A 25,472-nucleotide genomic window follows, 5' to 3' on the forward strand; every position below is an offset into this window, starting at 1 on the left:
ATGTATATACTATAAATCCCCTAGTACTACCTACTATATAGGTACTATTAGGGGATTTTTCAATACTTTAATTGTAATTATATACACTGTAGTTCTTCCACAGCTTTTACTTTATTAATGATTGTTTTAACGATGTTCTCTAACCGACTATGTTCTTCATAATCAGCAGGTGTAATAAAATTAACACGATTATCTCTGACTAACTTAGTAGCAGACGTTAATCCAGTGTCATTATCTAAATTATATACTGCAATAGATTGTCCACCATTTACCTTCACTAACTTCATGCAAGGTACATCAGTCAAACCATCACCAATATATATCATATTGCTAAAAGGTACACGCCGTTTAACTTCTGGTGTATATTGATTGAGCTCTCTATCACTATGAGTGGTAATATCTAAAACACCTTTATTGATGCGGAATAAAAACTGTGTCTTTGCCGTATAATTAACAGCCACTTTAGGCCATTCAATAAGACCATTATAATCATATTTAAACTCACAAGCATATATTTTCTTAAAATAATGCGCAATACTTGTACCATCAATAATTTCTTTTACACCAGATGATACAATATAATGCTCGACTTCAACCCCTTGTGACTTACCATAAGTATTAATCCGATCAAACCAAGTGGCTACACCAGGGAAAAATTCTATCCCATTACCTAATCGATTAAGAGTTTCTCGAGTAATCCGTACTTCATGGCGTTGACTCATTTTAACCATCATAAACATGTACGCTAAAATACCATCCATACCTTCACTATCAGTTAAATTATTTGCTTCCTGCCAAAATTCAGCTGGTGTCACACCTAGTTCAGGAATAAAACCATATTCTTGCATGTCTTTTGTACAAAGCGTTTTATCAAAATCATACATTAACGCTACAATCGGCTTATTTGTTTCTTCCATAGACATCCTTACCACACTCCCTTCTTTTTACTTGCACGACCGCTCCTCAAACACTGCGCTTGCTTATTTCGGCGCTTTTTATACCTATTGTATTTAAGAAGAAACCGCTATACGGGGGAACAAGTTGGCATCCGTGCTTGCACGACTAGCCAACGGTTTCCCCGTATAGCGGTTTTACACACTAAAACAATTTTCGCAAAAGCGCCAATAAAGCAACCCCAACTGCCACTACACTAAACCCAATTAAAAATAAACTACCAAAAAAGAACAACACACCTAAAGCAACAGCTGCTAAGGTAGCTAACACAAGCTTGCCTTTCCAACCTAGGGAACTAAAAGTATAGACTTTCATTTTAGGAAAGCCATCATACGAGTTTTTGTCTCGCCCATATTCATAGGCCCCTTTAGTTTCCGCCTGCTTAGCACGACGAATATCCTCTTCTGATTGTTCGCGCCCTTCTTCATCAATAGTCAGCCCATCAAAAGAACGACGTTCCTCATCAGATAAAACATTCGTATTTTTTGTTTCATAAGATTGTTTATTTTCCATAGGCCATCTCCTGTACGTACAATTAAGCTTTTAAGTGTTTCTGCAATAATTCATTAACTACGCCAGGGTTAGCACGTCCCTTGCTGAGCTTCATAACTTGCCCTACTAAGAAACCAATTGCTTTACCTTTACCACTTTGGAAATCTTCTACTGATTTAGGATTATCAGCAATAACTTGTTTTACGATTTCTTCAATAGCACCCGTATCGGTAATCTGAACAAGACCTTCTTCTTCAACGATTGTCTGAGGGTCTTTACCAGATTCCCACATAGATACGATAACTTTTTTAGCTATTTTACCAGAAATTGTACCTTTTTCAATCAAACCAATCATAGCGGCCAATTGCGCTGGTTTTACCTTAGCCTCAGCGAAAGTAATGCCTGCTTCATTCACCATTTTAGATAAGTCACCAAGCATCCAGTTAGCTGCTGTTTTAGCATCAGCCCCTGCTTTTACAGCTGCATCCAAATAATCAGCTGTTTCTCTCATAGCTGTTAAAATACTGCTATCTTCTTCAGATAAGCCATACTCTGCTTTAAAACGAGCAATTTTAGCATCGGGCAATTCAGGCAATGATTGACGCGCTGCTTCAATTTGTTCATCGCTGATTACGATTGGTACCAAATCAGGTTCTGGGAAGTAGCGGTAGTCATTTTCAGCTTCTTTTTTACGCATAGATAATGTCATACCTTTACCATCATCCCAAGTACGTGTTTCTTGTACGATTTCACCACCATCTTCTAATGTTTCCGCTTGACGAACTGCTTCATATTCAATCCCTTTCTGCAAAGCAGTTAAGGAGTTCATATTCTTAATTTCAGTTTTAGTACCTAATTTTTCTTCACCCATTAAACGCACGGAAATATTGGCATCACAGCGTAAGCTACCTTCTTCCATGCGTACATCAGATACGTCTAAGTATTTAATGATAGAACGAAGTTTTTCTACATAGGCGCGAGCTTCTTCACCGGAACGAAGATCTGGTTCAGATACAATTTCAAGAAGTGGAACGCCGGTACGGTTATAATCTACGTTAGAAGAATCAGAAGTGCTAATTGTATTACCACTATGCACAAGTTTGCCTGCATCTTCTTCCATGTGAATGCGTGTAATGCGAATACGACGTGTTTCACCATTCACTTCAATATCTAAATGGCCGTTGAGGCAAATTGGCAAATCATATTGCGACGTCTGCCAATTTTTAGGTAAATCAGGATAATAGTAGTTTTTACGGTCAAATTTATTAAATTGTAAAATTTCACAATTTAAAGCTAAGCCCACACGAATTGCATAGTCGACTACTTTTTTATTAAGTACTGGCAAAACGCCTGGTAGGCCTAAACATACAGGACATACATGGGTATTTTGGTCGCCACCAAATTCAGTAGTACATCCACAGAAAATTTTAGACTTTGTTTTTAATTCAGTATGTACTTCCAGCCCTACGACTGTTTCATATTTCATAGTGTTACCTCCCCAATGGCTGCTACTTTATTACATTCAGGTCGAGCTTGTTCAAAGGTGTAAGCGGCGCGTAATAATACCTCTTCACCCATAGCAGGCGCCAATAATTGCATGCCAATTGGCATGCCATTGCTTGCAAAACCAGCAGGGATAGAAATACCAGGAATACCCGCTAAATTAACTGGGGTGGTACAAATATCTTCCATATACATAGATAATGGATCATTAATTTTTTCACCAAATTTAAACGCTGTATTTGGTGCTGTTGGCGTTAATAAAACGTCTACATTTTCAAAAGCTGCATCAAATTCGTTTTTAATTAAACGACGCGCTTTTAAAGCCTTCAAGTAATACGCATCATAATAGCCAGAACTCAATACATATGTGCCAAGTAAAATACGGCGTTGTACTTCTGGGCCAAAACCTTGAGTCCGTGTTTTCGTTGACATTTCCACTAAGTTATCAGCTGGCACACGAAGCCCATAACTTACACCATCATAACGAGCCAAATTAGAGCTTGCTTCTGCTAGAGCGATAATATAATACGCAGATAAAGCATATTTAGAAGTTGGTAAACTTACTTCTACAATTTGAGCGCCTAACGCTTCATACGTTTTAGCTGCTTTTTCAATAGCTTCACGAACTTCACTATTAATACCATCACCAAAATATTCTTTTGGCATGCCAATTTTAAGACCTTTTACATCGCTCACCAAAGATTGAGTATAATCTGGACGTTCCCCTGGAATAGAGGTAGAATCACGATGATCATGACCAGTAATCGCATTCAATACAATCGCTGCATCAGTAACATCTCGTGTTACAGGGCCAATCTGATCTAAAGAAGAGGCAAAAGCAATCAAACCATAACGAGATACATTACCATAAGTTGGTTTTAAACCGACGACACCACAATAAGCCCCTGGTTGACGAATAGAACCGCCTGTATCAGACCCTAAAGCCCAAACAGCACTACCAGCGGATACAGCAGCTGCACTACCACCAGAAGAACCACCTGGCACATAGTCTGCATTCCATGGATTTGTCGTTTTCGCTAAGGCCGAATTTTCAGTGGAACCGCCCATAGCAAATTCATCCATATTTACTTTGCCAAGGCTTACATAATCTTGGCTTACTAATTTTTCAATAACAGTTGCATTGTACGGAGGCACAAAGTTTTCTAACATTTTAGAAGCACAAGTAGCCTTCTGATCTTTAATACAAATATTATCTTTAATAGCCCCTGGAATCCCTGCTAATGGTGAAATTGTTTCACCATTAGCAATTTTTTCATCTACTTTAGTGGCTACTGCTAAAGCAGCTTCATGAGAGTCAGATAAGTACGCATGTACTGCTGGCTCTGTTTTTTCTTTATGAGCAATCACAGCCTTAGTCAATTCTACCGCAGACAGTTCTTTAGCTGTTAATTTTTTATGTAATTCATGAATTGTCACAGTGCGTCTCCTCCTATTCTTGTACTACGCGTGGTACTTTGAAATACCCATTTTCTTCTTCTGGTGCATTTTGTAATGCTAAGTCATGGTCTAAAGAAGGTTTTACTTCATCTTCGCGGAATACATTTTGCAAAGGCACTGCATGGGCCATAGGTTGCACCCCATCAAGGTCTAATTCTTCTAATTCAGTTACATAGGACAACACATCATTTAAGGCTTTTTCTACAGAGCCCATATTTTCTTCGCTAATATCTAAGCGTGATAATAAAGCAATCTTTTTAATTTCATCCCGAGTGATTTTCATCCGTACACATCCTTTCATTGTATTATTATATCAAATCGGCTGTAACAATACAAAACGAGCCTATTGCCAGTCTTTAATCAATTCTAAAAACTCTGCTTCGTTCATTATACGAATTCCTAGCGATTCTGCTTTCGTCAATTTACTTCCAGCTTCAGCACCAGCAATAAGAATGGTCGTTTTTTTACTAACAGACCCAGTAATTTTAGCACCATGAGCAGCCAAGAGTTCTCCCGCTTCCTTACGGCCCATACTTTCTAAAGTACCTGTTAATACAATCGTTTCACCAGCAAGTTCTGTTCCGCTTGGCTCCGTTACTTCTTCCTGCATAACGACGCCCACCTTGCGTAATTCTTCAATTAAGGCCAAATTATACGGCTCTTTAAAATAGGCAACCAAGCTATCAGCCATAGTAGGCCCAATTTCACTAACAGCTGTCAATGTTTCAATGGTAGCTGTTTGTAAACTTTCCATCGTAGGAAAATGCTCAGCAATCGTACGGCCTGCTTTGGCTCCAATTAAACGAATACCCAAAGCAAATAACAAACGTCCTAAACCTCGAGATTTAGAGTCTTCAATTGCTTTTAATAGATTCTGAGCTGACTTGGTACCCATCCGTTCCATCGTCACTAACTGCTCTTCGGTTAAATGATATAAATCAGCAACAGTGGCAATGAGTTTATAGGAAATCAGACTTTCTACAATGCTTGGGCCTAAGCCATCAATATTCATAGCATCCCGTGAAGCAAAATGAATAATCTTTTCTTTTTCTACAGCCGGACAATGTTCATTACTACAACGAACTGCCACTTCACCATCACGCCGTATTGTCGGAGAATCACAAATAGGACAATGACTAGGCATCGTGAATTCAATTTCGCTCCCCGTTCGCTTTTCAGGTAATGACTTTATGACTTCTGGAATAATTTCCGCCGCTTTGTGAATCATTACATGATCACCAATGCGAATATCCTTATCTTTTATAAAATCTTCATTGTGAAGCGTAGCACGCGCCACATTTGTTCCGGAAACAAATACAGGCTCTAATTCTGCCGTCGGTGTTAGAACGCCAGTACGACCAATATTAATCGTAATATCCTTCACAATCGTTTCGACTTCTTCCGGTGGATATTTAAAAGCTGTCGCCCAACGAGGATCTTTTACGGTAGCCCCTAATTGCTCTTGATCTTCAAACGCATTAACTTTGATGACCATACCATCTGTATCATAGGGTAAATTATGTCGTTCTGTATCCCAATACGCAATGCGCTCAATAATTTCATCCGCATTATGGCATAGCTTATAGTTAGGATTCACATGGAAATGATACTCATCTAACATCGCCAGTAATTCATGCTGTGAACGAATACTAGCACCATCTGAGGAACCAAGTGCATACGCAAAAAAGTCTAAATTACGACTGGCTGTAATCGCTGGATCTAACTGACGTAATGAACCAGCAGCCGCATTACGAGGATTCACAAAAGTAGGTACCCCTTCCGCTTCGCGCTCTTCATTAATTCGCTGAAATTCTTTATGTGGCATATACACTTCACCACGAATTTCAATGTATGGTGGCGCATTTTCAATCCATAAAGGTACTGATTGAATAGTCCGTACGTTGTTAGTCACATCTTCACCAACACGACCATCACCACGAGTTACTGCTCGTACTAATACACCATTTTCATAATGTAAATTACAAGCAAGTCCATCAATTTTAAGCTCCACCACATAGTCTGGTTGATGACCTAAATCACGTTCCGTCCGTTCTGTGAAACCACGAACTTCTTCATAGGTAAATACATTGCCTAAACTAAGCATAGGTGTGCCATGAACAACTTTTGGAAAATCACCTTCTACTTTGGCCCCTACCCGCTGAGTTGGCGAATAGGACGTAATATATTCAGGATGTGCCGTTTCTAATTCTACTAATTCACGATACAGTTTGTCGTACTCATAATCCTCCATTTGTGGAGCATCTTTTACATAATATAAATAGCCACAATACGCCAGTAAATGCTGCAAAGCATGCGTTTTTGCTTCATCCGTACTAGCTTGCGTTAGGGCTGCTCTTAATTCTTTCATTGCTGGCATAATAGTCTCCTGCAGTTTTACTTTTCTAATCGTTTGACGGGGGCAAATTGAGCCATAATTAAACGAACTCCCTGAGTTGGGAATTCAATTTTAAGTTTCAAACCTGGGCCAGACCCTTGTAATTCTAATACTGTACCATTCCCCCATTTAGCATGAACAGCGGTATCACCCACTTGCCAATTTTCTACGACAGGGTTACGCAAGGTTGGTTTCGTCACTGGTCTCGACATAACTGACAAATGAGCGGGCACATGACGTTGTACCTCTTCTCGAACTTTTCGTTTCGCCCGTAATTCCTCAATCAAGCCTTCAGGAATTTCCTTTAAAAAACGTGATGGCAAATAGCCATTAGTTCGACCGAAGACAGTACGCGTCGTTGCATTTAATAGATATAATTCTTTTTCAGCACGAGTAATCCCCACATAGCAAAGGCGGCGTTCTTCCTCAATTTCTTCTGGATTCATAAGCGTGCGACTATGAGGAAATAAACCTTCTTCAAGACCCGCTAAGAACACAATCGGAAATTCCAGCCCTTTCGCTGAATGTAATGTCATCAGAGTTACTTTGGAATCTGCTTGTTCATAGGTATCTACATCATTCACTAACGCTACTTGTTCTAAGAAATCCTGTACTGTGCCCGTGGGATTTTCATCTAAGAATACTTTGGCTACAGACAGTAATTCACCAATGTTTTCAACCCGCGCTTCATCTTGTGGATCTGTACTATCTTCGAGCTCTTTTAAATAGCCTGTTTTTTCTAATATAGATTCTAAAATCTGTAATACATTATGGTCATCCATCATGGCAACTAAAGTAAAGATTAAAACACCAAATTCTTCTAATTTATCCTTAGTTTTGCCTTTTATCGTAGGAATCTGATTTAACATAGTAAGGGTCATAAATAACGAATTACCCGTTTCACGAGCATAATCTTGTAATTTACCCACAGTTGTGGCCCCAATACTTCGCTTAGGCACATTAATAATACGCAATAAACTCAAATCATCAAACGGATTAAATAGTACCTTTAAATACGCTAATACATCTTTGATTTCCTTGCGATCATAGAACTTAGTACCCCCTACCATTACATAAGGAATCCCTCGTTTAATAAGACCTTCTTCAAGTGCACGCGACTGTGCATTAGTGCGATATAAAATGGCCATATTACCATACGGTACTTCATGTAAGTCATGTTGTTTGGCAATCGTTTCGCTAATAAAAGCCGCTTCTTCCTGTTCCGACTGCGCTTCAAAATGACGAATCTTTGGTCCCATATCCTTGTCTGTCCAAAGCACTTTATCTGGTCGACCTTCATTATTGTCAATGACGGCGTTAGCTGCTTCTAGAATCGTTTTTGTAGAGCGATAATTCTGCTCCAATTTAATGGTTTTACAAGTTGGATAATCTTTTTCAAAATCTAAGATATTTTGAATATCCGCCCCACGCCAAGCATAAATACTCTGATCAGCATCCCCAACTACACAAATATTTTGCCATTTAGAAGCCAGTAAATGAGCTAAGGTATATTGAGCATGGTTTGTATCTTGATATTCATCAATCATGATATAACGGAAGCGCTGACTATATTTAGCTAAAATCTCTTCTTTATTTTGTAATAATTTAACAGCAACTAATAATAAGTCATCAAAATCCAGAGCATTATTCTTTCGCAATTCTCGTTCATAATACTCATAAACATCAGCTACTTTTTGACTATAAAAATCACGCGCTTCCATCCGATAATCATGAGCTAATAATAAACGATTCTTTGCATCAGAAATAGCACTTAGCATGGCACCTACAGGGAAATATTTATCATCTAAATTGAGCGCTTTTAAAGCCCCTTTAATAACAGCTTGTGAATCACCGGTGTCATAGATAGTAAAGTTTTTGCTGTAGCCTAAAAAATTATCTAACTCAAATCGTAAGAATTTAGCACAAAACGAATGAAAGGTGCTAAGCCAAATGCGGTCTGCTAACGAGCCTACTAAATCTTCTACACGATTTTTCATCTCTTTAGCCGCTTTATTGGTAAAGGTAATGGCTAAGATTTCATAAGGGTTCACCCCTTGTGCTAATAAATGAGCAATTCGATAAGTAAGAACTCGTGTTTTACCGGAACCGGCGCCCGCTACAATCAATAAGGGACCTTCCGTAGTGCGTACCGCTTCTTGTTGCTCTGTATTCAAACCATCAAATAAACTACTCATAACAATCCTTTCCTTACTTTAATCGGTAATGAACAAAAACGTTGCAGAAGGCAACGTTTTTGTTAGTACTATATCCAACACAAAAGCTAATAGCTACTGAATTGGCTTATTTCATAGCCCCCAAAATCTGAGGTACAATTTGTTTTTTACGAGACAATGTATTGGCCAAGAATACTTCTTGATCTTTTGGTTCTTCACCAAACGCAGCCTTAACAATATCAGCTACATCACCAGCAAATAATAAATTGGTACTTTCTTTTAAAATATCTGTAACCATAATATACGATGCTAAATAATTATTAGTAGCGCGTAATTCTTCTAATGCTTTCAATAAAGCTGGTTTACGAGTTAATACTTCTTCAGCATTCATAGTTGATAACTGGCCAATTGTAAATACTTGCCCATTGGCACTAAATTCTTTCATATCCGTACGAACAATCTTTTCGTCGCTAAAATCAGATACATCAGCACCCGCTTTTAACATTTCAAGACCATAAGTTTCTAAATCAACACCAGCAATTGTTGCCAATTTCTTAGCTGTTTCTACATCTTTTGGTGTGCAGGTTGGCGAACGGAATAATACTGTATCAGAAATAATAGCTGATAATAAAAGACCCGCAATTTGCTTAGGAATTTCTTGACCATACTGCCAATAGAAATTAGCAACAATAGTACAAGAGCAACCTACTGGTTCATAGTGAATGAAAATAGGATTTTCCGTTACTAAGCCACCAATGCGATGATGATCAACATTTTCCACAATTTCAGCCTCTTCAATATCATCAATGATTTGAACTTTTTCATTATGGTCGATTAAAATCACTTTTTGTTTATCTTTAGGTGCCTCTACATTAGAACGAACCATACCAAAATACGTATCTCCCCCTACTACTGGGAAGGCACCATTATGACCACGATCAAATTCTTTCAATTTAAGGTCAGGCGAAATTAATTGGCAGCCAGCTTTCGATACGATTTCACCGGCGGTTACTGCTTTTTTATCAAGCCAAGCATTAGCCAAAGCCTCAATTAAACGGCTAGGCAAAATAACGCCTACAAATTTACCATCTTTTACTACTGGCACACGATTCATATCATGCTCTTTGCGCCATGCAAGAACAGTTTCCAAATTAGCACTTGCTTCAACTGCTGGCACAGCTTCTAATACATCTTTAATACGCACAGCAAAGCTTGTTACTATTTCCGGATGTTCTACTTTGAAATAATCAAGTACAAAGGACGTTTCTTTATTAGCTTGACCTGCACAAATAGCTTTTGCAGGAATGCCCATTTGATTTTTTAAATTTGCATACCCTAAAGCAGAGCAGAAAGAATCAGTATCAGGGCTCTTATGGCCAGTTACGAAAATCACATTTTCACTCATGTATATCACCTCATAAAATATTTAGAATTAACGATGTTAATTTATCTTATTTATTATATCATAGATTATCCCTTTACAGTATGGTAAATCTAGGAAGAAATAAAATCTCCACCCAATTCACTTGGATGGAGATTTTATATGCCTCACTTTTTCAATCACAGTGACCAAACGAATGACTGAGAGTGACTAAACTTTTAATTATAAAAACATAACAAAGTTAGCAATTACTAAAGTAATACCGGCACCAATCATTGGGATTGCTGTCCGTTTTACTAGATCAAATGGCGAAATACCGGCCATACCAGAAGCTACTACGATAACAGCGGTAATTGGTGAAATAGCACGGAAAGCGCTGGCAATAAAATGCATAGGTAAAATCATAAGAGCCGCTGAAACACCAGTAGAGGCCGCAATAGATGGTACTAAGTTAGCAAACGCGAAGAAAGGTGCATTACCAGAGCCCATTACCACCGAAGATACACCAATAATTGCTACCATAACAAGTGTAATACCAATACCACCAAAACCAGATGTCTTCGCCCAATTAATCAACGCATCAATAGTACCAATCGCCATGAGCCCTTTAGCAAATAATTCACCAGCTACGATAAGACTTACTACATTTGCCATTTGACGGCCCATACCATCAAAATACACTTGTAAATCAGCAAGGACTGATTTACCATCTAACGTCCGCACATATTGGAAAATCATCCCAATCGTAGTACCAATTAACATGGCCATAATAATATTCATTTTAATCCAAGAAATCCAAAGACTGGAGAAGGATAAAATTAAGGCTAAAGGAATCACTGGTAAAATTGCATAATATAACGGAGCCTCAACTTTTAAATCTTCATTTGTCATCTTATCTTCGTTAACTGTTGCTTCTTGGGCAACTACTACATGACCATCTCGTTTATCCATGTATTTTTGAGTAAAATAATGTAATACGGCTACTACTGGGAACACCCATAAAGCTACCGGTACTTGGAACGAATGCCAATATGTTACAGGATCAAGACCAGCTAGTTCAGCCGCAAAAATAGTGCCTGTATCACTTGGGCTCCAGTCTAAGCAAAGAGTCGTTGCAATGGCTGCCGTAGCAGACAATTTGCTCACGCCTAATGCAATCAGTACTGGATACATGGTTACCATTAATAACATAGCAAGTCCAGATGCACTATTAATCGCCAAACCAATGACCATACCTAATACCCAACATGCACTTAATACGATATAAGGAGATTTTAATTTCTGCAACGGTTTAATTGTTAACGTTACTAAAGCTCGAGATGCACCGATATGATCCATATAACGAGCAAACCCAGCTACGGCCATAATATTAAGACCTAATTTAGCAGCACGTTCACTAAATAAAATACGAATAAGTTCATAAATGTCAAAAATAAAGTTGCCCGTTGCTTGTTTAGCTCCTAATATAGTGCCGTATCCTAATAAATAGGCCAAGGCTAATAATACCATACCACCAATGAAAAGTACGGCCTGTGCTTTGTACCGCTTAAATACAAGGGTACCAATCCACAAAATAACAATAATAGAAATTAGAATGTTCACATGCATACCTCCTCACCTAAATCACAACTTAGTAATTCTTACTGTGTTACGAAGATGCATGCCCCCTGCTCATATGCATACATCTAAATTTGTATACATTATATCACGAACATATTTATCTTAATTATACTTAATATGCATAAATAGCATTTTAAAGTATTTATTCTAACAGATTTCAACATTAGATTTCAATATAAAAACGTGAGCATACCTTATTGCATGCTCACGTTTTTTATCTGTCAATCTATAACCCATATACTGAAGATTTAACAGTAACTATTTAATTTTAAATGATTGTAGTACAGACCCTATGTTTAATGTTTCTTATTCTTTTTACCAAAACCGATATTTTCGATAAGAATAAATAACATTGGAATAACAAAGATGCCGAATAAAGTAGCCGATGTCATACCAGCAACTACGGTAATCCCCATGGAAACACGGGCACCAGCACCAGCACCACTAGAAATGGCCAATGGAATACAACCTAAAATAAATGCTAAAGATGTCATCAAAATTGGACGGAGACGAATCTTAGCAGCTTCAATAGCTGCATCAACGAAGCGCATGCCACGTTCATCTACACGAATCTTAGCATATTCAATAATCAAAATCGCATTCTTTGCTGCCAAACCAACCAGCGTTAACAAACCAATCTGCAAATAAATATCGTTGGTTAAACTATACGCCCCTGTTAAATTTAATAACCAAGGAATTAAGGCCGCCCCTACGATACCTGATGGTACAGAGAATAGTACGGCAAATGGAACTTTCCAAGATTCATATAAGGCAGCCAATACGAGGAATACGAAGATAATCCCCATGCCCAAGATAAGAATTGTCTGAGTCCCAGCTTTAACTTCTTCACGGCTTTGGTCCGCCCAGTCATAAGTATATCCTTGCGGTAAGTTTTTAGCCGCTTCTTCCAAGGCCGCAATCGCATCACCCGAACTATAACCAGCACCTTGGTTACCACCGATTTTAACCGCTGGATAGTTGTTAAAACGAGTGATTGTAGATACAGATGTAGTCGCTGTCGATTTAATATAGTTAGCCACTGGATACAATGTACCACTACTACTAGCTACATAAATATTGTTGTTATTTTCTGGCGACATACGATAATCTTGTTGCGCTTGAATAACAACTTTGTAGTTTTTACCAAACTCATTAAAGTCATTGACTTGAATACTACCATAGAAGCCCTGTAACGTTGTGAAAATATCTGCTACACTCACGCCGTCACGTGCTGCTTTATCACGGTTAATATCAAAATCATAAGTTGGTGTACCATCACTGTAAGTTGTATAAATAGAAGCAAATACAGGTTGTTTACGAGCTTCACCTAAGAAGTCATTAACAACAGTAGCCATCTGTTCAGGTGTATCCCCTGCTTTGTTAATGATATACATGGAGAACCCGCCTGTGTTACCTAAACCTGGAATTGGTGGTGGGTTCATTGGCAAAATTGTAGCTTCTGGAATAGTGGCTGAAAAGCCCATCAATCTGCCAATTTTAGAATCTACATCCTGCCCTGCACCTTTACGCTCACTCCAATCAGCTAACGTAGCAAACATCAAGCCACCACTTGTTTTCTGTGCATTAGATAAGATGTCGAATCCAGAAATCCCCGCTTTATCCACAATATCAGGGTCTTGATTCATAAATTCTGTTACTTTTTCAATAACACCCATAGTACGGGAAGACGTAGCCCCTTCCGGTAAGCTAATAGCAACCATGTAGTAGCCATTATCCTCAGAAGGAACAAAGGCTGATGGTAATACGCGGAACACGCCTACAGAAACCAAAACAAAACCAATTAGTACAACGACTGTTAGCCATAAGTGTTTTGCTAGGCGAGCTAATTGGAAACCATACCAATCACTAAAGCGTTCTAACTCATCATTGAATTTATTAAGACCACGATGAATGAAATCTTCTTTTTCTTTTGGCACATGTGGTTTTAACATCATAGAACAGAGCGCTGGCGTCAATGTTAACGCAACAAACGCGGAAATTGCTACAGATACAGCAATCGTCAAAGCAAACTGTTTATACAAAATCCCTGTCATACCGCCCATAAAGGATACTGGTACGAATACCGATGCCAATACAAAGGCGATACCAACTACTGGACCTTGTACATTTTTCATCGCCTCAATCGTTGCCTCATGAGGTTTTAAACCATTGACTTTAATTTCATATTCTACGGCTTCAATAACAACGATAGCATCATCGACAACCAGACCAATAGCCAATACCATGGCAAACAAAGTCAATGTATTGATTGTAAATCCTAATACCTCAAAGGATGCGAATGTACCTAACAAAGATACTGGTACAGCAATCATTGGAATCAACGTGGAACGCCAGGACTGTAAGAAAATGTACACAATCAAGGCAACCAAGATCAAGGCTTCCACAAAAGTATGAATAACTTCTTCAATAGATGCGGTAACGAAGTTTGTATTATCTACGATAATAGTATATTCAACACCAGGTGGTAAACTTTCTTTCTGTTGTTCTAATACTTGTTTTACTTTAGTAATTGTTTCAATCGCATTAGCATCACTTGTTAACGATACGGCGAAGGCTGCCATTGGTTTGCCATCACTCTTAGCACTGAAACCATAATCTTTAGATCCTAATTGAATATTAGATACATCTTTAAGACGTAACAAGTTACCATTATTATCAGTCTTAATAATAATATTACCAAATTCTTCTGTAGTCATTAAACGACCTTGAATTGTAATATTATGTGACACTTGTTGCACACTTGGTGTTGGATCTGTACCAAGAGAACCTGCGGCCGCTTGCTTATTCTGTGTAGAAATAGCATTAACTACTTGAGCAATTGTCACATTATGCTGCGCCATCTTAGCTGGGTCTAACCAAACACGCATAGCAAAGTCAGAACCGAATTCTTGAACACTACCTACCCCATTGATGGATTTAATCTCATCCATCATATAGTTAGATGCATAGTTTTTCAAAAATGTCTGGTCATAGGTACTTTCATCAGTTGACTTCAAGGCAAATACTAAGGACATATCGCCTGTAGATTTAGTTGTAATTACACCAACGTTTTGAACTTCAGAAGGTAATGACGCTAATGCACGTTGCACACGGTTCTGCGTGTTAACGGTATCCATATCTGCATCAGTGCCTTGATTAAATTGAACTGTCAAAGAGTAAGTACCGCTACTACTACTTGTGGACATCATATAGTCCATATCCTGTACACCAATAATCTGAGCTTCAATAACAGACGCTACAGTATCACTAACAACAGATGCAGAAGCACCGACATAACTAGTGCTTACACGAACCTGTGGTGGCGTAATTTCTGGATAACGAGCAATTGGCAAAGTAAACATAGATACTAAACCAACAATCGTAATAATCAAGGACAAAACGATGGCGAATATAGGTCGGTTTATGAAAAATTTCGACACGATATCCCCCCTTATTTAGTCTTTTCTACTTGGTCTTTAGTTAAGGCCGTGGCATTAACTTTCACACCATTACGAATCTTAGTCAAACCATCAACAACAACTGTTTCACCTGGTTTTAAACCACTTTTAACAATCGTATAAATTCCCTGTGTACCACTTGTAACTACTGGCACCTGAGTTACCGTACCAGATTCATCTACCGTATATACAAACGATTTATCCAATACCTGTGTTAATGCTTTTGTTGGAACTAAAATAGCGCCTTTAATAATATCCCCAGGGGATACAACAGAAGCATACATATTAGGCAATAACATGTGTTCTGGATTTGGGAAGGAGGCTTTGAAAATCAACTGGCCAGAAGAACTGTCAAGATTTTTAGCCGCTTGTACTAAGGTGCCTGTGTACTGATAAATGGATCCATCAGACAAACGAAGTTGTAATGGTAAGTTATCTAAACTTTGCCCCTGTTTATTTTTCATGAAATCCAAATATTCAGATTCGCTCATAGCAAATTGTACATATACAGGATCTACCGTATTGATGGTAACTAATGTAGTACTACCTGCCGTTACATAAGAGCCTAAATCAATGTCATCCATCTCTAATGTGCCATCAAATGGTGCATAGATTACTGTATCTTGTAAATTATCCTGTGCAATACGTACTGCCGCTTCATTTGCTTCTAAGGCAGCTCGTTGTTGTTCTGCTGTACTTGCTTGTGTATCGAGCGTCTGACGAGCAATCGCATCTTCATTCGCTAATTGTTGGTACCGTTGCAAATCACGTTCAGAATTTAAGTACGATGCATTAGTAGACGCTGCTGTAGCTTGTGCACTAGCTAAATTAGCTTCATACTGACGGGAATCTAAACGGAATAAAGGTTGACCTTTCACAACTTGTTGACCACCTTTGACATATTTTTCAACTACATGTCCCGATACACGAGCATGAATCGCCGTTTTGTTCTGAGCTGTAATTGTCCCATTAAACGATGTTGCAATCTGCGTATCCGTAGCCGTTATCTTATAGGTATTAACAGCCACCTCATTAGGCCGCGCCTCCTCTTTGCCACAACCAGCTACTACTAGCATCATTGCCATAATAGCTACTAGGGCTCCTGAAAAACGAAACTTACTCATTCTTTGCCTCCTCATTTAAAATACCATGCAATATCATATTCATAGCTTCTGATAAAATTGTAATACAATCTTCAGGGTTGCGATGTCCATCATAGAAAACTGTCCGCACTACACCTTTTAACATCAACAACAACACTTCTATATCGCCTTCTTTAATAATACCAATTCGTTGTTGTTCTTTTAAAAAGTTTCCTAATAAGTCCCAGTCACGTTCAAATACACGCAACACATTATCTACTAATGATGGAACTGATGCAAACATTAAACGATAATGATCACCACTAATAGCAGCATACAAATCAGACCGCACAGAAAAATACTTCTTTAACTTAGTTACACAATCCAATGTAGGATCTTCAAGAATTTCTTTATGGAGATTATAAAAATCTTGGCTTTTTTCAAATAAAATCCGCTCTATAATCTCATTTTTAGAATGAAAATTCTCATATAACGTTCGCTTGCTAATATTTAATCGCTTAGCCAAGTCATCCATCCGGAATGACGAGCCGTGCAATTCTATCTCAGCTACAGCTGCTTCAAGAATCCGTTGCTTCATTGTCGCCTCCCTTACGTCACACAAACTAAAAGCACAACAGCCCTAGTCTATATTTTTCAAAACACAATACTTACACATAGACCATACAAAAAATTTATGAAGTTTTTGTACTCAATAAAGTCTCTATCCATAAAAAAAGCTCCCAATCCAATACGTCACTAGCTCACGAAAACCGAATTGAAAACTCTAGTACCATTTCTCAGTTTAACTAAAAGTAAGTCAATTGTCAATATCAAAAATAGCTTACTACTCAATATTTGACAACATTCTCCTCTATAACAATTTTACGCAATTTAATTGACATAAATTTTATTTTCTTGTATACTAAAACTATCAAATCGAAAAACTTAGTAATAGTCACTGTTTCAAACTATTACTTTATCAATTTAGTGCGTATTATCTTTTTAGATACGGTTATTCGTAGGAGGAATTTAATGAGTTTTTATAATGTAACCAAAGATACTCAATTTGAAGAAATTTTTAAAGGTGGCGTTGAAGCCGAGTTACATGGCACACGCATATATATGACTTTATATTTATTAGCTAAAGAACAAGGTCTCGATGATGTAGCGGCTACCTTCCACGAAATTGCCGTACAAGAAGCGGAACACGCTGGTTTCTATGCCCTTTGCAATGGTGAACAAAAACCTGACTTCTGGGCCGTGGCTAAACAGATTCAACAATTAGAAGAACAAGCTGGTGATCGTCTTGATGAAAGAGCAGATGCACTCCGCTCTGCCGGCCTTACAAACGCTGCTGACCATATGAATTTTATTGCCAAACAAGAAATCAACCATGGTAAATTGTTAAAATCCCTCTTTGAAAAATACGGAAAATAAACATCCATAAATACGCTAAAACGTACATAAAAGGTCCTCGTGAATCCTAGTATTTAACTACTAATTTTCACTGAGGACCTTTTCGTTTAATCCAATAGCTTATAAGCTACTATAGTAGTGCTACCTATCTAATTGGCAACAGCTATACATATTTCTCAGGATCAAGTTCTCCTGTCATGCGATTACGCAAGTCTCGACGAGCTACTTCCATAATCCACAACCACCACAAATGACCAAATAATTCAGAAAGATTTTCATCAAATGGAATCTGTGGTAATGGTGGTACTAAGCCCATCAAAGGCATTACAATAACATGAGCAAATAAATACGTAAAAAAGCCAAATACACATCCTTGCCACATTTTTATACGAGGCCAATATTCAGCAATCACACAATACATAATGCCAAAAACTACAGAAAATAACACATGCACGATAAACACATCAAGTGGCAACTGCACACCTGAAAAAGTATATGATAAATCAGGTGCATTAAACATATCTAATACAACCTTCGGTGGCGTTACTCGTTCCATCGCCCCTAATGGCCAAAATACATTAGGATCACGTGGTGGGAACGGTACTTCCCAACCCCATTTCGCAATAGCACCTATAATACCTACAATAATACCGATTACAATGGATAAGCCCAGGCGTCGTCTCCCTGCTTCTGTGATGTAATTAAAACCTGCTTTCATCACAAAGCCTCCTTTCTTGCCTCTTTTAAAACTTACTACCGTGGCAGTCAACAATTCACTGCCACTGAATTAAAGTAACCGCTTCAATCTACAACGTCTTTACTTAAATTCAGTTTTGTATTTTATCACTAACTTTGTCATTTGTCACCACTTTTATTCAAATTCAATATTTATATTTTCAACTAATTTTTTAATAGTATTTATGATAAAATAAACTCAAACTATTATCAATCCATATCATTTAGAGAGCCCCGTATCTTATTATGACGCTTTGGAGGACTTGTGTATGAAATGGTTACAACAAGAACGACTTGGTTTAACGCTCTGTACCCTTATCGCCATTCCTTGCTATATGCTAGGGCAAAAATTTCCCCTAATTGGTGGCCCTGTCATAGCTATTATAGTTGGTATGCTGCTTGCTCAATGTTCTTTTAACCGCCAACTATTCGAAAAAGGAATTACCTACGCTAGTAAACAAATTTTACAGTATGCCGTCATTCTTTTAGGATTTGGTTTAAACTTACGAATCGTATTTGAAACAGGTTTGCAATCACTTCCCATCATTATTTGTACCATTACCATTGCTTTATTAGTCGCCTACTTATGTTATCGTTATCTATCGATTAATAGTACGATGGCTATTTTAATCGGTGTTGGTTCTTCCATATGCGGTGGTTCAGCTATTGCTGCTACAGCCCCTATTATAAAAGCTAATGACAAAGATATTGCCCAAGCCATTGCAGTCATTTTCTTTTTTAATGTAATAGCAGCGCTTCTCTTTCCGCCTTTAGGTATATTCCTCGGTCTTTCCCCTATATCAGGCGAAGCTTTTGGTTTATTTGCGGGCACAGCTGTCAATGATACCTCTTCAGTTACTGCCACCGCTGCTACTTGGGATAGCATGTTCAATCTTGGCTCTGAAACGCTAGATAAAGCAGTAACCGTGAAACTAACTCGTACCTTAACTATTATCCCCATTACTTTACTACTCGCCTATGGGACAGCTAAAAAAATGAAAACCTCAAATACTACCGCACCAAATATAAAAAAAGCAGTTCCTGCATTTATCCTTTACTTTATCAGTGCCAGTTTACTCACTACGCTATCCTCTGCACTAGGTATCCCTATCGAAATCTTCAGCCCTTTTAAAAGCTTGTCTAAATTCTTCATTGTAATAGCCATGGTCGCTATCGGTCTAAATACAAATATTTTAAAATTAATTAGCAATGGCCCTAAACCTCTCTTAACAGGTTTTCTGTGCTGGTGTAGTATCACCATAACTGCACTATTTTTACAATACACCTTAGGCTTTTGGTAACTATAACCCTTTTTTGAAAATAAAAAAAGACTGTCAGCCCTAGTATCTAGGTTCTAACAGTCTTCATAGAACATCACTTCAGTCAAGCAATGTCCAATCAATGGTGCCGGAGGTGGGACTTGAACCCACACGGTGTTACCCGCTTGATTTTGAGTCAAGTGCGTCTGCCATTCCGCCACTCCGGCACGTTCGGAACAATAGTTATTATACGCAAACTTTACAATCATGTCAATACACTTTTTCAAAATTTTTCATTTCATGTACTATTCTTCCTTCGTCTATTTTCTTTTTATTACTGTTCTTGCTCATGTACAGCATCTAGTAAAAAAACTACCCCATAACAGAAAAAGAATAATAGCTATCACTCATATATCACCTAGGCTCTTTTCATTTGACACTACTACCTTAGTTGTTTATAATAAAAGATACGCAATACACAATTATACACACATGGGGACGTAATGGTTTCGACAGGGGTGCGTGTATCATAGATAGCGAGTCGGCGTTCCATGAGGCCGTAAAACGGTGGAACTTTTAAATTAAACGCAAAAGAAAACTTTGCATTAGCTGCATAAGCTACGTCTTACCTTACTCTGCCCGTGAGTAGGGATAAGGCGTCAAACTACGGGCTCGCCTACTTTATATGCTCAAGTAAATTAGGTTAAACCATTGAGCTGGGCTAGTGTAGTTTGTCGTTGTACAATAGCTAGCTAAGATTCTAAAACAGCGACTGCACTCGGAGAAGTCTGTGGGGCAACGCTTTTGGACAGGGGTTCGATTCCCCTCGTCTCCACCATAGCATCTAAAAGGCAGTAACGATGAGTTTCATAACTTATCGTTACTGCCTTTTTTAATCCATACTATTAAAATATCCACTAATACTCAATATTAAAATGTCCAGTAATACTTGTGCAATTAAACAATCAATAATCCCTGCTCTGCTCTTTCATACGCCGACGAATATCTCGTTGTGCATCCCGATCAGCAATATCTTGACGCTTGTCATAATTCTTTTTACCAGTCACTAAGCCAACGGTTACTTTAATCAGTCCATGAGCAAAATGAAAATTTAAAGGAACTAAAGAAAAACCTTTTTCTTTTACTTGACCTAACAAGCGGTTAATTTCACTCCGATGCATTAACAACTTCCGTGTGCGCATAGGCTCATGATTAAACTGATTTCCTTGTTCATAAGGGCTAATATGTGCTTGAAATAAGAATAACTCACCATTTTGAATCGCGCAATAACTATCTTTTAAATTTAACCGTCCTTGACGAATGGATTTCACTTCAGTACCAGTTAATACAATACCCGCTTCAAATGTCTCATGTATATGATAATCATGGCGCGCTTTGCGATTATCAGCAATTAAACTACTACTATCTTTTTTTGCCTTACTCACTACGTTCCTCCTACAACTTCCTTTTATAATACTTCTATCTTACAGCAAATGCTAGACATAATCACTCATATAAAATGATACAATTTAACCTGTCTATATTTCATCATTTCTTTTTGCCACTTTTTTTCTTGCCTTTACCACTTTTAGAGCCTTTTTTACTTTGTTTTTTACTTTTAGATTTTTTAGCAACTTTACTAAATGAATCTCGCCCTGTTTTCTTACGGCCTTTACGTCCACGGTCTTCATTTGAGTCGGCCCCTTTACGAGTCTTACGACTTTTACCTCGACTAGTGAACGAGGTATCCGAAGCCGATCTACGCATACGACTATGTAAAGACTTTTGAATTAATGTTGCTGCATCCACTTCACCTAATAAGAAATCAATTTGTTTTTTATCTTTATCCGCTTTAATTAATGTAACCTTAACAGCTTCCCCTAAATGATAAGTTCGTCCAGTTCGACGCCCCACCAATAAGAAGTGTTCTTCATCAAAGAAATAATAATCATCATCCATTGTAGCAATATGCACTAAACCATCAATACCATTTTCAAGTTCTACAAACATACCAAAGGATGTGATAGAGCTAATTCTACCATCAAAAACCTCACCTACATAAGGCTCCATATATTGGACTTTTTTCAAATCATTGGTATCACGTTCTGCCGCAACAGCAACTTGTTCTTGCATTGAGCAATGTTCAGCTGCCTCTGTTAAATATTCTTCAGAATCATCGTATTTACTGTATCCATCCGGCCAATGTAAACGTTTCTTTAAAAGTCTATGAACAATTAAATCTGGATACCGTCTAATTGGCGAGGTAAAATGCGTATAACAAGCCGAAGCCAGTCCAAAGTGACCTACATTAATAGCAGAATAACGAGCTTGTTTCATGGAGCGCAACGTCATAATTTGTGCAATCTGTTCTATATCAGTCCCTGCTATACTATCCAAAAATTGTTGAATATCTTTCGGTTCTACTGCGCCATCTGCTAAATGGAATGGCTTACCTAAATAGGTAACTACAGTCTGCAAGGCTTGAAGTTTTTCTTCACTTGGTTGTTCATGTATACGATATATAGATGGTTTTCCTGAATCACGCAAATATGTAGCTACGGTTTCATTAGCAAGCAACATGCAAGCTTCAATAATTTTTTCTGCAATCGTCCTATCTTTACGAACAATTTTGAGTGGTGTACCATCATTAGCTAATAAAATTTTATATTCAGGGAACTCAAACGATAAGGCTCCTGATTTTTCACGCATAGCAATTAAAATCTTAGCTACTTCATGCAATTCATGTACCATCGGCATTAATGGTAATAAATCATCAGGAATAATCGCTTCTTCCAAGGCTTTATATATTTCTGGATAACTACAACGACGATCTACACGAATAACTGAAGGGCTAATTGTAAAATCAACCACTTTACCAACATGATTAATTTCCATGATACAACTCATAGCATAGCGATCTTCTTTAGCATTTAAACTACAAATACCATTCGATAACACGGTCGGCAACATAGGCACTACTCGATCGACTAAATAAACACTAGTTCCTCGTTTGTACGCCTCTTTATCAAGAGCAGTATTACCTCTTACATAGTGACTTACATCAGCAATATGAACACCTAGTTGATAATGACCATTAGCTAATTGCTTACAACTTACAGCATCATCTAAATCTTTCGCATCTTCACCATCAATTGTAATCATAGGCACATCTCGCAAATCTAATCGTTTGCCAGTGACCGACACATCAAAAGACACTGTTTCCGCTTCTTTTAATACAGGTTCTGGAAAGGCGAAAGGAATCTTGTGCGCTGCCATAATACAATTAATATCTACGCCCACATCCCCAGTATAGCCTAATATTTGAGTAATTTTACCTTCCGGATGACGTCCCTTGCCATCAGGCCAAGAATTTATTTCTACTAACACTTTGGCCCCACTCCGTGCTTCCATTGAGTCAGGCAGTGCTACATAAATATCATCTACCAACCGTTCATCATCAGGTGTCACAAAACCAAATTGGCGTTGTCGATCATAAGTGCCAACAATTGATGTATTTACATGTTCTATTATACGTTCAACGCGCCCTTCTGGTCGCTGATCCCCAATTCGACCAAATCGAAAAATATGAGCTATTACTTTATCATTATGCATGGCCCCATTACGATCATCTGACCCAATAAGTACTTCATGTGTTCCTGTTTCGACCACCACAAGGCCCCGGCCATTACGTAAGCTTTTATAAGTACCTTCTACCGTATTTGCTTGTTGTGGCTTATTATTAGCCTCTACCATCGGCACTGCTAGTCTGTAGTAATCTCCGTTTCGTTTTGCCAATAAACCAACCTCAGATAACTCTTTTACTTGACTCATAAAAGTTTCTAATTCTTCAGCCCCTTTAATACCTAGAATATAGGCAGCATCTTCCACATGATACGCTTCAGGACTAATCGCTTTAAAAAAAGCTAAAATCTTATTTTTCATATCTTCCATAGTTTCTTACCTCTACCAAAAAAGCCTGCACAAGGCAGGCTCCCATTAATATTGATTTAAGTAGATTCCTAAGAATAAGCTCAAGATGGCAAAAAGAATACCCAACACGATAGTGCATTTCGATAACAACCCGTCTATACCTCGAGCTTTACCACCAAATACAGAGTCAGCAGCACCACTAACGGCACCACCCATACCAGCACTTTTACTCGATTGTAACACTACCACTAAAATCAATAAAATAGCTACTACCACTTCTGCAAACATCAAAAAATTTCTCACAATTGTCATCCTTCCTATAGCTCATCCTGTTTTGCTGCATTACTGCGATGGGCTAAATATTTTTCTAATTTACGTTTCACACGTTGTAATGCATTATCAATGGACTTAACACTCCGATTATATTCAGCGGCAATTTCATTGTACGACTTCCCATCTAAGTAGCCCATCAACACCTTACCTTCTAAATCACTTAATATCGATCCCATCTTTTCTTCAATATCAGAAAACTCTTCCCGATTAATGAATAATTCTTCTGGATCAGTTCCTTGCCCCTCAACGAGAACATCCATTAATGTTCGTTCCGCTTCATCCGTATAAATAGGTTTATTCAAAGATATATATGAATTGAGAGGAATGTGCTTTTGTCGCGTAGCTGTCTTAATAGCTGTAATAATCTGACGAGTTACACATAATTCAGCAAAAGCTTTAAATGAAGCTAACCGATCGCCTTTAAAATCACGGGTTGCTTTATAAAGGCCTATCATTCCCTCTTGAATAATATCTTCTTTATCCGCTCCAATCAAAAAATAAGACCGAGCTTTGGCGCGTACAAAATTCTTATATTTATCGACTAGATAGTCCACAGCTAAATGATCATCTTGTTCTTGAGCTAATTTACAAATTTCCTCATCAGATAAATCAACATAGCGGCGAAACTCATCATTTAAGCGTTGATTAACGCACATGCCAACCTCCACTCTCTTATTCTAGCAGAACACAACTAATGTATCTCTCATTATACTTGATAGCCCTTAGTTCTGCAAGGTTATTTATTACCACGGCGCAAGCTTTCCCATTGCTTAGCCACTTCGCCATCCAATTGATGCCCCACTTCATTACGCTGCAAGCGCATGCTATCTCGTTTATGAAAGCCTTTATAAAATCGTTGCTCATCCAGTTTAGCACGCTCTACTTGAGCTTTCAATTCTCTTGCTGAAATACGTAACGCACCAAAACCTAATACTTGGCTTTGTTCTGCATAGTCAGACGTACACACATACACATTAGCATAGGTATTTTTAAATGTAAATACAGTACGCTCAATATAAGAGTCTGCAGTCTCTCCATCAGCCGTATATACTTCTAAAAAATCCTCTGTCATATATTCTTCAGCAGCCCCTGGATTAGCAAACTTTCCATCAAACACCAGAATCACGCGATAGCCTTTATGTTTACCATAATTTTGTAAGATACTTTTAATACGAGAGCGCGCATGTTCTAATGAACTTTTACTTATTTTCTTTAATTCAGGCCAAGCAAAGATAACATTGTATCCATCAACAATTAATATATCTTCTTTCATAGTAAGACC

At 38.0% G+C, this 25,472-nt stretch carries 20 protein-coding genes, 1 tRNA gene and 1 other RNA gene; 3 read left to right on the forward strand and 19 right to left on the reverse strand.

The window, feature by feature from the left end; translation table 11 throughout:
- Positions 1 to 77 precede the first annotated feature (77 nt).
- The 12 genes from DYE54_RS02705 to DYE54_RS02760 all read right to left on the reverse strand — a co-directional run bounded on the left by DYE54_RS02705 (position 78) and on the right by DYE54_RS02760 (position 17,115).
- Positions 78 to 917, reverse strand: a complete 840-nt coding sequence (locus DYE54_RS02705; protein ID WP_115311067.1) for an HAD family hydrolase — start codon at positions 915 to 917, stop codon at positions 78 to 80.
- A 181-nt stretch (positions 918 to 1,098) separates the two neighbouring features.
- Positions 1,099 to 1,467, reverse strand: coding sequence for a hypothetical protein (locus DYE54_RS02710; RefSeq protein ID WP_115309795.1), 369 nt, complete (start codon positions 1,465 to 1,467; stop codon positions 1,099 to 1,101).
- Positions 1,468 to 1,489: 22 nt separating this feature from the next.
- Positions 1,490 to 2,932 (reverse strand): Asp-tRNA(Asn)/Glu-tRNA(Gln) amidotransferase subunit GatB, encoded by a 1,443-nt coding sequence (gene gatB, locus DYE54_RS02715; RefSeq protein ID WP_115309796.1) that lies wholly within the window; start codon positions 2,930 to 2,932, stop codon positions 1,490 to 1,492.
- On the reverse strand, positions 2,929 to 4,386 hold the full coding sequence (gatA, locus tag DYE54_RS02720) for an Asp-tRNA(Asn)/Glu-tRNA(Gln) amidotransferase subunit GatA (RefSeq protein WP_115309797.1): 1,458 nt from the start codon (positions 4,384 to 4,386) through the stop codon (positions 2,929 to 2,931). Before gatA ends, gatB begins: the two co-directional genes overlap by 4 nt.
- Before the next feature lie 13 nt (positions 4,387 to 4,399).
- The gene (gene gatC, locus DYE54_RS02725) at positions 4,400 to 4,690 is read right to left on the reverse strand and encodes an Asp-tRNA(Asn)/Glu-tRNA(Gln) amidotransferase subunit GatC (RefSeq protein ID WP_115309798.1); all 291 of its coding nucleotides are present in this window, start codon (positions 4,688 to 4,690) and stop codon (positions 4,400 to 4,402) included.
- A 60-nt stretch (positions 4,691 to 4,750) separates the two neighbouring features.
- A complete protein-coding gene (ligA, locus tag DYE54_RS02730; protein ID WP_172460592.1) occupies positions 4,751 to 6,775 on the reverse strand; it encodes an NAD-dependent DNA ligase LigA in 2,025 nt (674 codons plus the stop codon).
- Positions 6,776 to 6,801: 26 nt separating this feature from the next.
- Positions 6,802 to 8,997: a DNA helicase PcrA gene (pcrA, locus tag DYE54_RS02735; RefSeq protein WP_115309800.1), complete on the reverse strand. Its 2,196-nt coding sequence runs from the start codon at positions 8,995 to 8,997 to the stop codon at positions 6,802 to 6,804.
- 106 nt (positions 8,998 to 9,103) lie between these two features.
- Positions 9,104 to 10,381, reverse strand: a complete 1,278-nt coding sequence (locus DYE54_RS02740; protein WP_115309801.1) for a manganese-dependent inorganic pyrophosphatase — start codon at positions 10,379 to 10,381, stop codon at positions 9,104 to 9,106.
- A 198-nt stretch (positions 10,382 to 10,579) separates the two neighbouring features.
- Positions 10,580 to 11,959, reverse strand: a complete 1,380-nt coding sequence (gene dcuC, locus DYE54_RS02745; RefSeq protein WP_218564750.1) for a C4-dicarboxylate transporter DcuC — start codon at positions 11,957 to 11,959, stop codon at positions 10,580 to 10,582.
- A 314-nt stretch (positions 11,960 to 12,273) separates the two neighbouring features.
- Entirely contained in the window at positions 12,274 to 15,417 is a 3,144-nt protein-coding gene (locus DYE54_RS02750; protein WP_115309803.1) for an efflux RND transporter permease subunit, read from the reverse strand.
- 11 nt (positions 15,418 to 15,428) lie between these two features.
- The gene (locus DYE54_RS02755) at positions 15,429 to 16,559 is read right to left on the reverse strand and encodes an efflux RND transporter periplasmic adaptor subunit (protein ID WP_115309804.1); all 1,131 of its coding nucleotides are present in this window, start codon (positions 16,557 to 16,559) and stop codon (positions 15,429 to 15,431) included.
- A complete protein-coding gene (locus DYE54_RS02760) occupies positions 16,552 to 17,115 on the reverse strand; it encodes a TetR/AcrR family transcriptional regulator (RefSeq protein WP_115309805.1) in 564 nt (187 codons plus the stop codon). Before DYE54_RS02760 ends, DYE54_RS02755 begins: the two co-directional genes overlap by 8 nt.
- Before the next feature lie 434 nt (positions 17,116 to 17,549).
- Between DYE54_RS02760 and DYE54_RS02765 the strand changes: the two genes are divergently transcribed.
- On the forward strand, positions 17,550 to 17,954 hold the full coding sequence (locus DYE54_RS02765) for a ferritin family protein (RefSeq protein WP_115309806.1): 405 nt from the start codon (positions 17,550 to 17,552) through the stop codon (positions 17,952 to 17,954).
- 142 nt (positions 17,955 to 18,096) lie between these two features.
- Here the strand turns inward: DYE54_RS02765 and DYE54_RS02770 are convergent, their stop codons facing one another.
- Positions 18,097 to 18,651 (reverse strand): YagU family protein, encoded by a 555-nt coding sequence (locus DYE54_RS02770; RefSeq protein ID WP_115309807.1) that lies wholly within the window; start codon positions 18,649 to 18,651, stop codon positions 18,097 to 18,099.
- Positions 18,652 to 18,937: 286 nt separating this feature from the next.
- On the opposite strand from DYE54_RS02770, the gene DYE54_RS02775 reads away from it, so the two are divergent.
- A complete protein-coding gene (locus tag DYE54_RS02775; protein WP_115309808.1) occupies positions 18,938 to 19,969 on the forward strand; it encodes a YeiH family protein in 1,032 nt (343 codons plus the stop codon).
- Positions 19,970 to 20,070: 101 nt separating this feature from the next.
- Here DYE54_RS02775 and DYE54_RS02780 read toward each other — a convergent pair.
- Positions 20,071 to 20,154, reverse strand: a tRNA-Leu gene (locus DYE54_RS02780).
- A gap of 267 nt (positions 20,155 to 20,421) precedes the next feature.
- Between DYE54_RS02780 and ssrA the strand changes: the two genes are divergently transcribed.
- Positions 20,422 to 20,765, forward strand: a transfer-messenger RNA (tmRNA) gene (gene ssrA / locus DYE54_RS02785).
- A 127-nt stretch (positions 20,766 to 20,892) separates the two neighbouring features.
- Here ssrA and smpB read toward each other — a convergent pair.
- The 5 genes from smpB to DYE54_RS02810 form a co-directional block, all read right to left on the reverse strand.
- A complete protein-coding gene (gene smpB / locus DYE54_RS02790) occupies positions 20,893 to 21,372 on the reverse strand; it encodes an SsrA-binding protein SmpB (protein WP_115309809.1) in 480 nt (159 codons plus the stop codon).
- Between the two features lie 103 nt (positions 21,373 to 21,475).
- A complete protein-coding gene (gene rnr, locus DYE54_RS02795) occupies positions 21,476 to 23,869 on the reverse strand; it encodes a ribonuclease R (RefSeq protein ID WP_115311068.1) in 2,394 nt (797 codons plus the stop codon).
- Positions 23,870 to 23,923: 54 nt separating this feature from the next.
- Positions 23,924 to 24,160: a preprotein translocase subunit SecG gene (gene secG / locus DYE54_RS02800; protein ID WP_115311069.1), complete on the reverse strand. Its 237-nt coding sequence runs from the start codon at positions 24,158 to 24,160 to the stop codon at positions 23,924 to 23,926.
- Between the two features lie 14 nt (positions 24,161 to 24,174).
- Positions 24,175 to 24,846, reverse strand: coding sequence for an RNA polymerase sporulation sigma factor SigH (gene sigH, locus DYE54_RS02805; protein WP_115309810.1), 672 nt, complete (start codon positions 24,844 to 24,846; stop codon positions 24,175 to 24,177).
- Positions 24,847 to 24,926: 80 nt separating this feature from the next.
- A complete protein-coding gene (locus DYE54_RS02810) occupies positions 24,927 to 25,463 on the reverse strand; it encodes an NYN domain-containing protein (RefSeq protein ID WP_115309811.1) in 537 nt (178 codons plus the stop codon).
- Positions 25,464 to 25,472: the final 9 nt, after the last annotated feature.

The organism is Veillonella criceti, assembly GCF_900460315.1.
GTDB lineage: Bacteria > Bacillota > Negativicutes > Veillonellales > Veillonellaceae > Veillonella_A > Veillonella_A criceti.

Coding starts and splice junctions, on each gene's coding strand:
- DYE54_RS02705 (WP_115311067.1), bottom strand. CDS start 917: ATGGAAGAAACAAATAAGCCGATTGTAGCGTTAATGTATGATTTTGAT.
- DYE54_RS02710 (WP_115309795.1), bottom strand. CDS start 1,467: ATGGAAAATAAACAATCTTATGAAACAAAAAATACGAATGTTTTATCT.
- gatB (WP_115309796.1), bottom strand. CDS start 2,932: ATGAAATATGAAACAGTCGTAGGGCTGGAAGTACATACTGAATTAAAA.
- gatC (WP_115309798.1), bottom strand. CDS start 4,690: ATGAAAATCACTCGGGATGAAATTAAAAAGATTGCTTTATTATCACGC.
- ligA (WP_172460592.1), bottom strand. CDS start 6,775: ATGAAAGAATTAAGAGCAGCCCTAACGCAAGCTAGTACGGATGAAGCA.
- pcrA (WP_115309800.1), bottom strand. CDS start 8,997: ATGAGTAGTTTATTTGATGGTTTGAATACAGAGCAACAAGAAGCGGTA.
- DYE54_RS02740 (WP_115309801.1), bottom strand. CDS start 10,381: ATGAGTGAAAATGTGATTTTCGTAACTGGCCATAAGAGCCCTGATACT.
- DYE54_RS02755 (WP_115309804.1), bottom strand. CDS start 16,559: ATGAGTAAGTTTCGTTTTTCAGGAGCCCTAGTAGCTATTATGGCAATG.
- DYE54_RS02760 (WP_115309805.1), bottom strand. CDS start 17,115: ATGAAGCAACGGATTCTTGAAGCAGCTGTAGCTGAGATAGAATTGCAC.
- DYE54_RS02765 (WP_115309806.1), top strand. CDS start 17,550: ATGAGTTTTTATAATGTAACCAAAGATACTCAATTTGAAGAAATTTTT.
- DYE54_RS02770 (WP_115309807.1), bottom strand. CDS start 18,651: ATGAAAGCAGGTTTTAATTACATCACAGAAGCAGGGAGACGACGCCTG.
- DYE54_RS02775 (WP_115309808.1), top strand. CDS start 18,938: ATGAAATGGTTACAACAAGAACGACTTGGTTTAACGCTCTGTACCCTT.
- rnr (WP_115311068.1), bottom strand. CDS start 23,869: ATGAAAAATAAGATTTTAGCTTTTTTTAAAGCGATTAGTCCTGAAGCG.
- sigH (WP_115309810.1), bottom strand. CDS start 24,846: ATGTGCGTTAATCAACGCTTAAATGATGAGTTTCGCCGCTATGTTGAT.
- DYE54_RS02810 (WP_115309811.1), bottom strand. CDS start 25,463: ATGAAAGAAGATATATTAATTGTTGATGGATACAATGTTATCTTTGCT.